Origin of the sequence: Mesorhizobium sp. M0633, from assembly GCF_040320645.1 — a bacterium.
Lineage (GTDB): Bacteria > Pseudomonadota > Alphaproteobacteria > Rhizobiales > Rhizobiaceae > Mesorhizobium.
The window spans coordinates 121,434-134,703 of record NZ_JAMYQC010000001.1; the positions used below are offsets into that span (position 1 = coordinate 121,434).

The 13,270-nt window shown below is 63.5% G+C and carries 14 protein-coding genes; 4 read left to right on the top strand and 10 right to left on the bottom strand.

Annotated elements, in window-relative coordinates; all coding sequences use genetic code 11:
* Positions 1-69: 69 nt before the first annotated feature.
* A complete protein-coding gene (locus NKI47_RS00555) occupies positions 70-1,233 on the top strand; it encodes a coiled-coil domain-containing protein (protein ID WP_352586707.1) in 1,164 nt (387 codons plus the stop codon).
* A gap of 37 nt (positions 1,234-1,270) precedes the next feature.
* On the opposite strand, the gene NKI47_RS00560 is transcribed toward NKI47_RS00555, so the two are convergent.
* Positions 1,271-2,068 carry a TrmH family RNA methyltransferase gene (locus NKI47_RS00560; protein ID WP_023679555.1) on the bottom strand — a complete coding sequence of 266 codons (798 nt, stop codon included), beginning with the start codon at positions 2,066-2,068 and terminating at the stop codon, positions 1,271-1,273.
* Positions 2,069-2,382: 314 nt separating this feature from the next.
* Here NKI47_RS00560 and NKI47_RS00565 point away from each other — a divergent pair, with 314 nt between their 5' ends.
* Positions 2,383-3,387: a L,D-transpeptidase family protein gene (locus NKI47_RS00565; RefSeq protein ID WP_352586709.1), complete on the top strand. Its 1,005-nt coding sequence runs from the start codon at positions 2,383-2,385 to the stop codon at positions 3,385-3,387.
* A 71-nt stretch (positions 3,388-3,458) separates the two neighbouring features.
* On the opposite strand, the gene NKI47_RS00570 is transcribed toward NKI47_RS00565, so the two are convergent.
* From NKI47_RS00570 to NKI47_RS00585, 4 genes are all read right to left on the bottom strand, one after another.
* Positions 3,459-3,797, bottom strand: coding sequence for an ArsR/SmtB family transcription factor (locus tag NKI47_RS00570; RefSeq protein ID WP_023679553.1), 339 nt, complete (start codon positions 3,795-3,797; stop codon positions 3,459-3,461).
* A gap of 173 nt (positions 3,798-3,970) precedes the next feature.
* On the bottom strand, positions 3,971-4,732 hold the full coding sequence (locus tag NKI47_RS00575; protein WP_352586711.1) for a HugZ family pyridoxamine 5'-phosphate oxidase: 762 nt from the start codon (positions 4,730-4,732) through the stop codon (positions 3,971-3,973).
* Between the two features lie 16 nt (positions 4,733-4,748).
* The gene (locus NKI47_RS00580) at positions 4,749-5,510 is read right to left on the bottom strand and encodes an SDR family NAD(P)-dependent oxidoreductase (RefSeq protein ID WP_352586713.1); all 762 of its coding nucleotides are present in this window, start codon (positions 5,508-5,510) and stop codon (positions 4,749-4,751) included.
* 63 nt (positions 5,511-5,573) lie between these two features.
* On the bottom strand, positions 5,574-6,128 hold the full coding sequence (locus NKI47_RS00585; protein WP_352586715.1) for a GNAT family N-acetyltransferase: 555 nt from the start codon (positions 6,126-6,128) through the stop codon (positions 5,574-5,576).
* Between the two features lie 281 nt (positions 6,129-6,409).
* On the opposite strand from NKI47_RS00585, the gene NKI47_RS00590 reads away from it, so the two are divergent.
* Complete coding sequence (locus NKI47_RS00590) at positions 6,410-7,399, top strand: glutathione S-transferase family protein (protein WP_352586717.1); 990 nt, start codon at positions 6,410-6,412, stop codon at positions 7,397-7,399.
* Positions 7,400-7,409: 10 nt separating this feature from the next.
* On the opposite strand, the gene NKI47_RS00595 is transcribed toward NKI47_RS00590, so the two are convergent.
* Positions 7,410-7,883, bottom strand: coding sequence for a hypothetical protein (locus tag NKI47_RS00595; protein ID WP_352586719.1), 474 nt, complete (start codon positions 7,881-7,883; stop codon positions 7,410-7,412).
* A gap of 91 nt (positions 7,884-7,974) precedes the next feature.
* The gene (locus NKI47_RS00600) at positions 7,975-8,475 is read right to left on the bottom strand and encodes an NUDIX domain-containing protein (RefSeq protein ID WP_023679547.1); all 501 of its coding nucleotides are present in this window, start codon (positions 8,473-8,475) and stop codon (positions 7,975-7,977) included.
* A gap of 53 nt (positions 8,476-8,528) precedes the next feature.
* Here NKI47_RS00600 and NKI47_RS00605 point away from each other — a divergent pair, with 53 nt between their 5' ends.
* On the top strand, positions 8,529-9,473 hold the full coding sequence (locus NKI47_RS00605) for a metallophosphoesterase family protein (protein ID WP_352586933.1): 945 nt from the start codon (positions 8,529-8,531) through the stop codon (positions 9,471-9,473).
* A gap of 76 nt (positions 9,474-9,549) precedes the next feature.
* Here NKI47_RS00605 and NKI47_RS00610 read toward each other — a convergent pair whose 3' ends face one another.
* From NKI47_RS00610 to NKI47_RS00620, 3 genes are all read right to left on the bottom strand, one after another.
* Complete coding sequence (locus NKI47_RS00610) at positions 9,550-10,167, bottom strand: hypothetical protein (RefSeq protein ID WP_352456424.1); 618 nt, start codon at positions 10,165-10,167, stop codon at positions 9,550-9,552.
* Between the two features lie 134 nt (positions 10,168-10,301).
* Positions 10,302-11,105: an alpha/beta fold hydrolase gene (locus tag NKI47_RS00615; protein WP_352586721.1), complete on the bottom strand. Its 804-nt coding sequence runs from the start codon at positions 11,103-11,105 to the stop codon at positions 10,302-10,304.
* A gap of 227 nt (positions 11,106-11,332) precedes the next feature.
* On the bottom strand, positions 11,333-13,129 hold the full coding sequence (locus tag NKI47_RS00620) for a tetratricopeptide repeat protein (protein ID WP_352586723.1): 1,797 nt from the start codon (positions 13,127-13,129) through the stop codon (positions 11,333-11,335).
* Between the last annotated feature and the right edge of the window lie 141 nt (positions 13,130-13,270).

Here is a 13,270-nt window from a genome sequence, read left to right on the forward strand (position 1 = left end):
CCGGATTTCCGTCATGCGAAGATGGCAAAGTCGACCTTTGGCGGTTGCCATGCACAACGGATAGTCATCTTGGTCCAGTCGATCCTGTTCTTTGTCCTCGGCTTTCTCTGCGCGGGCTTTCTGGCGCTGATGATTGCTCCGGCCGTGTGGCGGCGGGCGGTGGCGCTGACGCGCAAGCGCGTCGAGGGCTCGATGCCGTTGACGCTGGCCGAGATCCAGGCGGACAAGGATCGCATTCGCGCCGAGTTCGCCGTTTCGGTGCGCCGGCTTGAAATGACCGCCAAATCATTGCGCGAGAAGGCCGCCGAACAGCTGGTCGAGATCGGCCGCGACCGCGAAGCCCTGAAGGAATTGGCGGCCGAGCGACAGGACAAGAACCGGGTCGTCGCCGATCTTACAGCCAGGGGCGAGGAGCTTCGCAAGCGCGATGAGCAGCTGCAGCAGCTGTCGGAACGGCTTGCGGAGACCGAGCGCGCCCTCGAAAAGCGCGGGCTCGAACTGCGGAAACTGGAGCACATGTATGACGACGCCAGTTTTTCATCCAGCAGCAGGCAGATCGAGCTGGTGGCGCGCGAATCCGAGCTGCAGAAGCTGGCGAGCGACATTTCGCTGCTGCGCGGCCAGCGCAAGGAGGCGGACAGGCGCAGCCAGGAATTGGCAGCCGAAAGCAAGGTTTTGCGGGACGCGCTGAAGGCCGAGAAGAAAAGAACCGGCGACCTGGAAAAGAAGGTCGAACGCCTGCTCGCCTCGCTGGCCGATCGCGAGGACAGGCTGGAGCGCCGCGAGAAGGAACTGGTGCGCCTTCGCGAAAAGCCGAAAGGCGCTGAAAGGGCGCCTGCGGTGGGTCTTGCCGGCGTGCCAGGCAGTCAGGTCAATGTGGCCGTCAACGGCGACGTCGAACAGACAACCGCCAAGCTCGACGCCGACCGCGAGCGGCTGGAGGCCAGGCTGACGTCGCTGGCACGCGAGAACAGGCGGCTGAAGACAGATCTTGCTGCCGTCGAAACGTCGAAATCACAGGCCGGAGACGATACCGGCAGCGCCAGCGCGGCGTTGCGCGAAGAGATGAACGATCTGGCGGCGCAAGTCGTGGCCTTGACGGCAAAGCTCGACGGGCCGGATTCACCGATCGCCCGGGCGCTTGCAGCGCCTGAGGATACGCGGCCGGGGAGCGGCGGACGCAGCCTTGCCGATCGGGTGCGGGCGCTGCAGAAGGCCGCTTCGACCGACTGAGATTCCGCAAGCGCGAGCGGGACGCCCCGGCTCTAAATTAGGCTCCGGAAAAATGATGCAGCGCGATAGCTGACGCGGCGGCGACGTTCAGGCTGTCGAAACCTTGCGCCATACCGATCCGCAGCGTCTGCAGGCGGGCAAGCAGGCTTTCCGGCAGGCCTTCGCCCTCAGTGCCGAGATAGAGCGCCAGCCGTTCGTTTGTCTTGGCATCGCGAATGTCGGTCTGCCCGCGCGGCGACAAGGCGAATTGGCTGAAGCCTTGCCGGTCGAGCATGGCGGTGCAGGCCGCGGCGTCGGCAAAGGAGGCGAAGGGAATTTTCAAGGCGGCGCCGACCGAGACGCGGATTGCCTTGCGGTACAGCGGATCGCAGCAGGTCGGATCGAGAAGCACGGCATCCGCGCCAAAGGCGGCGGCATTGCGGAAGATTGAGCCGATATTGTCATGATTGGCGATGCCGACCAGCACCACGATCAGCGCGCGGGCGGGCAGTGCGCCGAGCAAAGCTTCAGCGGAGACGGCCGCGCCCTTGCGGCCGATCGCCAATATGCCGCGATGCATGTGGAATCCGGCAATCCTGTCGATGACTTCGCCGGATGCGACATAGATCGGAAGCCCGGCAGGCGCCTTGCGCAGGACGTCATCGAGGCCGGCCAGCCGGTTCTCGAGCACCAGCACCGATTCTGCCTCGAAGCGACGGGCGGCAAGCAGCGCGTCGAGCACCACCTTGCCTTCGGCGACGAAACGGCCCTGCCGGCCGGCAAGATCGCGTTCCCGGATGTCGAGATAGGCGGCGACGCGAGGATCCTGCGGGTCGTCTATGCGGATCGGATTCATGGCTTCCTCGGCGGACCATGCGTCGGCCGCGAATCGGGATTCGGTTTCGGAAGGCACGATGCCCGATCCGAAGGAGTTCAGACCGTATCTCAGCGTCCAAATGGATGCACGCCGTTCTAACGGTCAAATCCAATCACTAGGCGCCGGGCGGAGACGCCCTGCCTGGCCTCCTGGCGGCACGGCGATATTTGATTTCCGCGGCACGGCTCTTCGGCCAAGCCGCTTCAATGCAGAATTTCGATGGGCGAAGGAACCACACAGGGCCATGCCGCGTCATAGAGGCGGGCTCCTGCTGCGGTCCTGGGAGGACATCGATGATCAGGCTCCTCCTCGTCTTTGCCGCCACGCTTGCCCTCGCATGCGGCGTGGCTCGCGCGGCCAAGCTCGATCCAACCACCGTCAATCAGGCCCAATTCACTATCGGCGAACCGACGGGTGTCGATCCGATGCTGCTGAAGGCGCAGATCCTTCTGGATCGCGCCCGCTTCTCGCCGGGCCTCATCGACGGTCGCCTTTCCCAGAACTTCGCCAAAGCCGTCGCCGCGTTTCAGGTGGCAAACGGACTTCCGCCCGATGGCAAGCTCAGTCCACAGACCTGGAGCAAACTTATCGCAACCTCCGCCAAGCCGGTGCTGGTGACCTATGAGGTGATGCGCAAGGATGTGCGCGGACCTTTCACCAGGCGTATTCCGGCTCGCTTGGAGAGGATGGCCCGCTTGCGGCGGCTCGGCTATCGCAATGCGGTGGAGAGGTTGGCTGAGCGCTTCCACGTCAGCGAACAATTGCTGAGAATGCTCAGTCCGGGCACCAGGTTCAGGAAGCCCGGCACGACCTTGGTGGTGCCTGACGTCGGCAGGGGCGACCCTCCCGCCGGCGTTGCCGTCGTCGAGGTCGACAAGGGCGCCCGCCTGGTGCGTGTGCTCGACCGTGCCGGCAAATGGCTGGCGGTCTACCCCGCCTCGATTGGGAGCGAGGAGAAGCCGGCGCCAAGCGGCATGGCGGAGGTCAGGCGCGTGGTGCACAACCCTACCTATCACTACGATCCGGACTTCGCTTTCAAGGGGGTCAAGACCAAGCGGCCCTTCACCATCGCTGCCGGGCCGAACAACCCCGTGGGATCGGTCTGGATCGATCTCTCCATCGAAAGCTACGGCATCCACGGCACGCCCGAACCGGGCAAGATCGGCACCACCTTTTCGCATGGCTGCATCCGGTTGACCAATTGGGATGCCGAAGACCTTGCCTCCATGGTGCAGCCGGGCACGAAGGTCGAGTTCAAGGACGAGATTGCGCAGGCCGCCGACGAGCGCGTTCAGTAGCAAAGCGGACTTGGCAGCAAAGCGGACTTGGCAGCAAGGCGGATTTGGCGGGGCATTCTCCGCCCGGCCGCTCAGGTCCCGGCGCGACGCAGCCGGTGAGCCATCTGCGACAGTTCACCTTCGCCGAAAATGCCGTCCAGCATGTGCAGCAATTCGCGCACCGCCGCGGACTTGCAGGAATAATAAATCATTTGCCGGTCGCGGCGGGTCTCGACAAGGTCGGAAGCCCTGAGCTTGGCCAGATGCTGTGACAGGGCGGATTGGCTGAGCGATACCTTCTCGGCTATGGCGCCGACCGACATCTCGCCCTCGGCCAGATAGCTCATGATCAACAAACGTTTTTCGTTGCCCATCAGCGTCAGAAACGCAGCCGCGGTTCCGGCGTTGGCGACTAGTTTGTTCGAGACCATAGATCCCCCATGCCTTCTTGCTCATCCGCCGCTATGGGGGCAATAGCGTCGGATTCCATAGACTTTCCCTATAGATGCACGCCAGCGATTCAGCGTCACTCGCAAAGGTAGAACATTTCGCTCAAATCTCAAGGCTTGCTTTCCATGCAAGCCGATTAACCGTGCGGCTGTGATTATTTTGCCGATCGGGCAGCCTTGGCCATGTCGATCAGGACAGGCCTGAGGTCGCGCGCCGCTCTCAGCGGCTCGGGGAAGAAAACCCGACAGACATTGTCGCCCGATATCAGATCCATCCCGTCGGCGTCGAACCCGGTGACGATCCAGCCGTCGCTCTCGGCCCCGCCGAAATGACTTGCGTAGAGGGCAATCGCATCGAGATGGTCGGCGTTCATGTGGTCGAGCGCCGATTGCTCCCCGGCGGCAAGCTCTTCGACGATCGCTCCCGTCGCGACCAGATCGGTGCGGTCGAGCAGATAGGCCTTGCCGAAGCCGCCGTTCAGGCTGGCGCGCTCCGGTTCGAGCCGGAAGATCGAGAAGTCGCCGAGCCCGGCATAGAGTTTTGCCTTGGGATTGCGGTTGAGGTAGCGCCGCTCGGCGCGGGCGTGCTCGTTCGAGCCGCGTTCCAGCCGCACGGCGCGGCAGACGAGCGTCAATCGCGGATGCGCCAGCGGATCGCCCTTGCCGGGTTCGCCGACGAGCAACGAGCAGCGCGGGTCGGCAAGGATGGCGCCGGTATGGGCGGACAGCATCGATACCAGGATCAATGGCGTGCCGTCGATGTCTGTGGCGACGCCGACCCGGCTGGCCAGCGGCGAACCGGTTCCTGGTTCGAGCACTGCCAACGCGCCGAAACGGGCGCTGCGGATCAGCGTCTTTGCCAGCCTGATCGCCTCGGTATCGGTCGCGCGGATCACGTCTTTCCTGGGTTCGTCCAAGGCATCACCGTCGCATTTATTTCGGCGCCATGCGGATGGCGCCGTCGAGGCGAATGGTCTCGCCGTTGAGCATCTGGTTCTCGATGATGTGCAAGGCAAGTGCCGCGTATTCCGAAGGCTCGCCCAAACGGGAAGGGAAGGGCACCGCGGCAGCGAGCGAATCCTGCACCTCCGGCGGCATGCCGGCCATCATCGGCGTCCTGAAGATGCCGGGTGCGATGGTGCAGACGCGAATGCCGGAGCGGGCCAGATCGCGCGCCACCGGCAGCGTCATGCCGACGACGCCGGCCTTGGAGGCGGAATAGGCCGCCTGACCGATCTGGCCGTCATAGGCCGCGACCGACGCGGTGTTGATAATGACGCCGCGCTCGCCGCCCTGCAGCGGTTCGAGCCTGGCGGTCCGGTCGGCGACCAGGCGGATCATGTTGAAGGTGCCGATCAGATTGACCTCGATCACCTTGCGGTATTGATCGAGCGGATGCGGTCCGTCCTTGCCGATCGTCTTCATGCCGACAACGATGCCGGCGCAATTGACCAGGATGCGCGGTGCGCCGAGCGTCTCTGCCGCTTCCGCGACTGCGGCGGCACCGCTCTCGGCGTCGCTCACATTGCATCGGACGGCGATGCCGCCGATGTCAGCCGCTACCTTCGCCGCACGCTCGATGCCGAGATCGAGGACGGCAACCCTGGCGCCGCCGGCGGCAAGAGCGCGCGCCGCCGCCTCGCCAAGGCCGGAGCCGCCACCGGTGACGATCGCAATCTGGCCGTTCGGGTTCATCTCGACGTCCTCCTCCGTGCCCAGACTATGCCGCCAAGCCACCGTGCGACAGCACCGGCACGGTCATGCCATCGCGGCGATGTGCGCGGCAATCCTTGCCTGGTCGGCGTGGCAAACCTCGCCCGCCAGCCTCGCCACCGCGCCCGGCACGATCTCGTGCGCCAAAAGCCGGTCGGGGTCGACCGGACGCGGCATCGAGATCTGCCCGCGCGGGAGCCTTTTGAAGCCGAGCGGGCCGTAGTAGGGTTCGTCGCCGACCAGCGTCACGGCTGGCGCGCCGGCCTTGGCGGCGGCTTCCAGCGCGATTGCCACCAGCCGGCGGCCGATGCCGAGATTTTTGAAGGCCGGCCGCACGGCGAGCGGCCCGAGCATCAGCGCGCGGCCGGCGCCGGCGGCGATGCGCGTCATCCGGACCGAGGCGACGACGATTGCGCCATCGACAGCAACGAAGGACAAAGCCCGCTCATGCGGGCCAGCTTGGCGGATCTTGTAGGCGGCAAGCACGAAACGGCCCGGCCCGAAGGCCTCGTCATTGATGGCTTCGATTTCAGGATCATGCGCCGGAGTTTCCGGCAGGTATTTCACGTCGGCCAGGTATTTCAAGTCGGCAAGGCTCATGGTCTTTGCGTTCCGGTATGCGAGGAAAGGTTTGCTGCAAGCGGCAGCGTTCGCCAGTCAGCGCTTCATCAAGCGCGGGCGCTCTTTCGTCGTCGGTCGAACCGGATCAGGGCAAAGTCGAACATGCGGATTGTCCGCTAGCACCAATTTTCAGCCGCCGCAATCGGCCCGCGCAGCCGACCGCACTCGACGACGCAGCCGTTGACGATCTGTTCAGCGTCGGGGATTTCCGCGGCGCCGCTTGGTGCCCTACATCGAGCAGGAACGCGAAAGGATATTGCATGGGATTGCTAGTCGAAGGCCAATGGCAGGACCGCTGGTACGATAGCGGGGAGAGCGGCGGCAAATTCGTGCGGGCGCAGTCGCAGTGGCGCGACTGGGTGACCCGCGACGGCGCGCCGGCCGAAGGGCGAAAACGCGGCTTCAAGGCCGAGCCCGGCCGCTATCACCTCTATGTCTCGCTCGCCTGCCCGTGGGCGCATCGGACGCTGATCTTTCGCGTGCTCAAAAAACTCGAGGACGTGATTTCCATCTCGGTCGTCCATCATTTCATGGGCGCCGACGGCTGGACGTTCCTGGCCGAGGACGGCGCCACCGGCGACACGCTCTACGGCCTCGATTTCCTGCACCAGATCTACACCAGGGCCGATCCCGGCTATTCGGGCCGGGTCACCGTTCCCGTGCTGTGGGACAAACGCGAGCAGACCATCGTTTCCAACGAATCCGCCGAGATCATCCGCATGCTCAATTCGGCCTTCGACGAATGGGGCGATGCCAAGCTCGATTTCTATCCGCAACCGTTGCGCGGCGAGATCGATGCGGTCAACGCGCTGGTCTATCCCGCGGTCAACAACGGCGTCTACCGTGCCGGCTTCGCCACCACGCAGGCGGCCTACGAGGAGGCGTTCGGCGAATTGTTCTCGACGCTCGACATGCTGGAGGACCGTCTGTCAAGGCAGCGCTATCTCGTCGGCGGCCGCATCACCGAGGCGGACTGGCGGCTGTTCACGACACTGGTCCGCTTCGACCCGGTCTATGTCGGCCATTTCAAGTGCAATCTGCGCCGCATCGCCGACTATCCGAACCTGTCGAATTATCTGCGCGACCTCTACCAGGTGCCAGGCGTCGCCGGCACGGTGAATTTGCACCACATCAAGTCGCATTATTACAGCAGCCACGAGACGATCAACCCGACGCGCATCGTGCCGGTCGGGCCGGAGCTGGACTACGCCGCGCCGCATGACCGGGCGCGATTCAGGAAGGCGGCGTGAGACCGGTGACCTAGCGGAAGGTTTCGGAGTCCATCTTTGCCCTTCTAACGAGTTCAGCTTTCAATATGGTATTTCCAAATCGATTGGAGTAGCCGAGCGACGTTGCCAGGAACGCAACGATGCCGCTGATCATGACGATCAGGACCGACATCTGGGGCGGGATTGCGCGTAACAATCCCGACGGCAGAAGCACAGCCATTCCCAAAATCATTTCTATCATGGTTGAGAAGCCGACCATTTTCCAGAATTCAGTGCGAGTAAAAAGCTGAGCATGTCGCTTTATAAAAACGAAATATGTCACGAATGCCGCAACTAATTGTATTGCGAATTGGATGAATCTTCCAACTTTTGCTAAAATATATGGATCTATCGCAAGAACTATTGTCGAAATTAAGGCTATCACAGAAAATGCTATCACATAAATTCCCGTGTAAAGTGATACATAGAGCGCGATTCTAAACCTATCGTTTTGGCTGTGTTGCATTTTTTCTCCTCATCGCTCAGCATGTATCTCTCTGAGAACAATGGATGCTGCCGGTCTATACCGAAGCAGCCAAAGCTGTTGAAGAGATGATCTACCAGTAAGGCGATGCCGAATTCCCCTCAAAAACTTCGGCAATCCGCCGCAGCGTCGCCGGTGTCGTGCCCTGGGGCAAGCGGTCGAGCGGGAAGAAGCCGGCTTCGGCGATCTCGCGGTCGGGCAGCTTGGGTGCTGGCTGGTCGAACTCTTCGACCAGATAAAGGCCGACATGATCGCGGCGGCTGGCGCGGCGGTTGAAATGCAGGGATTTCAGCACCGCCGGTCCGGTCAGCGCGATGTTGCCTTCCTCGAACAGTTCGCGCGTCAGCGCCTCGATCATCGTCTCGCCCAACTCGACGCCACCGCCCGGAAGGTGCCAGCCCGGGACATAGGTGTGGCGGATGAGGAAGACGGAATTGGAGCGGCGGTCGTGGATCAAGCCGCGCACGCCGAGCGTCATCGGCCGCCGCAGTACGAAGTACAGGTGAAACAGCCTTGCCCTGAAGCCCGGCCAGCCGGTCTGACGCAGGGCTTGCTCCGGATCCGGCGTCGTCATCGTCCGCGAAACCGTGAGTGGAAAGCCGCGCGCGCCTCGCCTATGAAGAAAAGATGTTCAGGCTCGCGCATATTTCCGATGTCCATCTGGGGCCGCTTCCCGATGTAACCTATCGCGATCTCGCCTCCAAGCGCGTGGTCGGTTACGTCAATTGGCAGCGCAACCGCCGCCGCTACATGCACGATGCCGTCATCGACACGATCGTCGCCGACATGAAGGCCAGCGGGCCGGACCATCTCACCATCACCGGTGACCTGGTCAATCTGGCGCTCGACGGTGAGCTCGAGATGGCCAAGCACTGGCTGGAGACGCTGGGCTCGCCCAACGACGTGTCGGTGGTGCCTGGAAACCATGACGCCTATGTGCCGGGCGCCTTCGACAAGACCTGCCGGTCCTGGGCGGCGTGGATGACCGGCGACGGCGTCAATACGCCGGTCGACCGCAACACCTTTCCGTATCTGCGGGTGCGCGGCGAAGTTGCGCTGATCGGCGTCTCGACGGCGCGCGCCACGGCTCCCTTCATGGCCAACGGCTTCTTTCTGGAAGGCCAGGCGGAAAGGCTGCGCGGCATCCTCGACGCCACGGGCAAGCAGGGCCTGTTCCGAGTGATCATGATCCACCACCCGCCGGTGCGCGGCGCCGTTTCGCAGAACAAGCGGCTGTTCGGCATCTCGCGCTTCCACAAGGTTCTTCACCGGCACGGCGCCGAGCTTGTGCTGCACGGCCATTCGCATGTGCCGTCGCTCTTCTTCATCGGCGCCCGCAAGACCAAAATCCCGGTGGTCGGGGTCGCCGCCGCCGGGCAGGCGCCCGGCAGTTCGCATGCGCCGGCGCAATACAATCTGCTCGACATCGACGGTGAAAAGGACAAGTGGCGGATCAGGCTGACGCGCCGCGGCCTGACCGGGCCGGCATTGCCGCCCAGCGACCTGCAGACAATGGAGCTTGGCGTCGAAGCCGAGGCCTCGATGGCTAGAGCAATTCCAGGAAAAGTGTGAAACGGTTTTCCGTCCGGAATTGGGTCAAAACAAAGAGATAGTGCGGTTCAGCGTTTCCGTGAAACGCTGAACCGCTCTAGAAGCTGATTTTCATTGCAACGATGCGGTCCCAGAACAACACGAGCGAAATCGCCAGGCCGACCAGGGCGCCGGCGGCGATCAGGCCGAGGCCCGAGAAGAACGCCGACCAGCCGTTGCTGCGCGCAGGGACATGCAGCGGCGGCTCAGCCTCCGCCACCAGGGCGCGTTTCAGGCCGGCGACGGCCTGCTCGATGCCGCCTTCCATCATTCTCTGGCGTTCGACGACGCGCTCGGCGACATAGCGCGTCACCTGATCGGCAACGACCTTCATCTCGGTCGACTCGGCGAGCACGACGCGGCCGATGCGCGTGTCCTTGAGAAAGCGATAGGTGCGGCGGTCGCGTCCCATGGCGACATGGCTGATCGCGTCGATCCACAGCCGTGGCTGCAGGCCGGACGAGACGGCGAAGTCGAAACTGTCCATATCGGTGGGTACGTCGCCGAAGACCGGCGCGAGTTCGGCGGCAAGCAGATCGAGCCGCATGCGATGCGCTTCGCGCATCTCGACGACGACGTCGTCGCGGTCGGCGAAGGCGTTCTTGACGTCGCGAATGGCATCGGACAGTTTTCGCGACTGATCGATCTGGGTGATGTTCTCGCCTGCGTCCTTCATCGGCGTTGCCTCGCGGGGTTTGGTTAACACCGAATTAACACAGCCGCCGGCAAATTGCACTTGCGAGATCGATGGGTGGGCAAGGGTTCGCTGGATGAGCACCAGCGCCGCCGCCGTGCCTGCGCGAAGACCGATCAGCTCGCCGCAGCGGCGAATCCCCGACGAAGCCGCCTGCTGCGGCGTCGCATATTGCGACGGACGGCCTCGACGATCAGGCCGGGCGCTTCCTCGACCAGCATATGGCCGGCTTCCAGCACGTGGTGCAGATGAAAATGCTTCGGCACGCCGTCCGCTTGGCTGACGGGCAGCATCGCGTCGTCGGTTCCCCAAACCACCATGATTGGCATATTCAGCGTTTCAAGCCCCTCGTTCGGGATGACGCCTTGCCGATCATCCCTGGTCATGGCGGCTGCGAGCTCGACAAGTGTACGCAACTGGCCGGGACGCTGGCGCATCTCGTTGACGAGTTCGACCCTATGCTGCGGCAGCCGGCTTTGCGGTCCCGACATGGCGGCAAGACAGGCGCGGATTTCATCCGTGCCGGCAGCGGCGGCGTAGCGACGCAGCAGCGGACCATTGATCTCAGGACCGAAACCGCCCGGCGCCAGCAGCGTCAGCGACGCCATTCTTTCGGGCTCGCTCAATGCCATCAGGGCGGCCACGGCGCCGCCCATCGAATGACCGACGAGATGAGCCCGCTTTATCCCGCGAGCGGAAAGATCCGCAAGGACGGCACTGGCTGCAATCCTGGCCGGACCGCCGCCCGGAAAATCGAGCGACAGCCCATGCCCCGGCAGATCATAGGCCAACGTCCGCGCGCCGGGCGCCAGAGACGCGGCCACGTCGCGCCAGTCGTCGTGGCAGCCACCGAAACCATGCAGGAAGGCAATCGTTGTCGGGCCGGTGCCCCGTTCGGCAGCGTAAAGGGATGGGGTCATGCAAACTTTATGGCTTGGTGCCGGAATCAATCAGGATGCCGGGGCGGTCTTATGGGAGGATCAGTCTTTGCGGGAGGTCAGACTTATGTGGAGATCAGTCTATGCGGGATCAGACCTATGTGGGATCAGATTGGCCGGTTCAAATTGTGTCTGAATTGCGCTTTGGCCGTCCGGATGGCCAGTAAAATCTTCGCGATCACCTGACGTCGTGCACGCGCCGGGAGACGTCAGCTGGCGCCGCCAAGGCCGGCGGCGCGCAGGGCTTCCACCAGCCGGTTGGTCAGATCGGCGGGATATCTTCGTTCGACGAAAGTTGCGCGCGGATCGGCTGCGAATTTCGGGAATTTGGCGGTCAGTTCCTGCAGCAGCCTGCTCGCCAGCTTCTCGCGGCCGGCAGCCTTGGCGCCGATCAGCCGCGCCGCCAGATAATGCGATTTCATTTCCGTCGTTCGCAAGCCGTCGCTGGCGAGCGTGGCCTTGTTCATGTCGCCCATCATGAACTCTCCGGCGAACAGCCCGTAATCCCACCATGTCGGATGGGCGCTGGCGATGTCCACCGCGTGAGCGATGATCGGGGTGCCCTCGCTGTACCTGCCGGCGAAAACCAGCCCGTAGCCATAGGCGGCGGCCATTGCGAGATCGTAGGGATTGAGCTCATAGGCCTTGCGCATCCAGCGGATCGATTCCGCGGAATCGCCCATGCGCGAATTGAGATAACCAAGGGCGCGGTGCGCGTAGGGGCTGGTCGGGCCCATCTGGATGGCGCGATGGGCAAACGTCATCGCTTTGTCGATCGTCGCGTCGGCGGGATAGGGATAGTGGTCGGTGACCGCTTCGAGATGCAAGGAAGCGAGTTCCGAATAGACGAGCGACGACTTCGCCTCCCGGTTGGCAAGATCTTCGAGGCAGCGGTAAGCGGCTTCGTGCGTCTGGGCGTTCTGGTCGAGATAATATTTGCCGTTGAGCACCAGACACGCCGTCAGCCCGGTCTGGATGCCGCTCTGCTCGATGTAGTTGTAGATCGTGCCCGAGGCGGGAAGAGCCGAGCTCAAAATGCCGGAGATCTGGTCCTCGATGGCGGTGTTCGCGCTGTCGCCGGCGGTCAGGTTGCGTGAGAGCAGCACGCGGCCGGTCGCCACGCTTTGCAGCTCGAGCATGATGTCGCCGCTACGCGGCCCGGGCAGGACATCGAATACGAAGCTGGCGGCGTCGGTTACTGGATCGGGCGGGCTGTCGGCATCACGGCCGATGAAATTGATGGTATCGAAGCCGCTGAGGCCGGCGCGCAGCGATGCGGCGACACGGCGAGCCAGGTCGCTGTCGGCCTTGATGGCGATGTAGACCTGGGGGAGGTTTTCAACGGGAGGCGCTGCAATGCTGCCGGTCGCCACCGCGGTCTCGACCGCCGTGTCGCCGCCGGTCAGCAATACCACGCTGCCCTGGCGAAGGATCAGCACACCCAGCATGAGGATGACCAGCGCGATCGCCAGCCAGAAGAACTGCAAATGGCGTTGCAGCGAAGGAGCAGCAGGGGCGACGGCTGGAACGCTCAGCAATGCAGCCGGATGTGCCCGGTTGCGGGCGTCCTCCAGCGATCCGGGCGGGGCGGTCGTCGCCGCTTCCTCTGTTGCCAGCTCCGGCTTGTTTTCTGCCTTGGGCTCCACCTCCGCCGGCAAGCGAATGGCGTTGAGTTCGTAGGACGGAACATAGCCGCCGCGCGGAATGGCGATCCGGACCGGTTCGGCAACGCCCTCATTGGCGAAATACTGCTGCAGAAGCTCGCGCAGCCTGCCGGCCTGCACCCGCACCACCGCATCGGTCGACGGGTCGAAATCGCCGTCCTTGCCGAACACGTCCATCGCGATGGAGAAGCCCTTGAGCCTGTCGGCTTCGCCTGCCTGCTCGCGCTCGACCAGGTAGCGGAGCAGCTTGCGCGCGCGCTCGGATCGTCCGAACGTTTCGCTGGCAAGCAATCGCTCCAACGTTTCGCGCACTGCGGGGGCGGCAGGCGTGGTATGCTGCAAGTGTCGATCCCTTCGAATTCGGCACAGGTTGAGGTACGATCATATCGCGCTGGCGGCGCCTTACAAGCATGTGCTTATGGTGCGATAGCGTACCCACCGGATAAAATTTCCGGTGGGCTGATGCGCGGGCCTGGCGGTCTC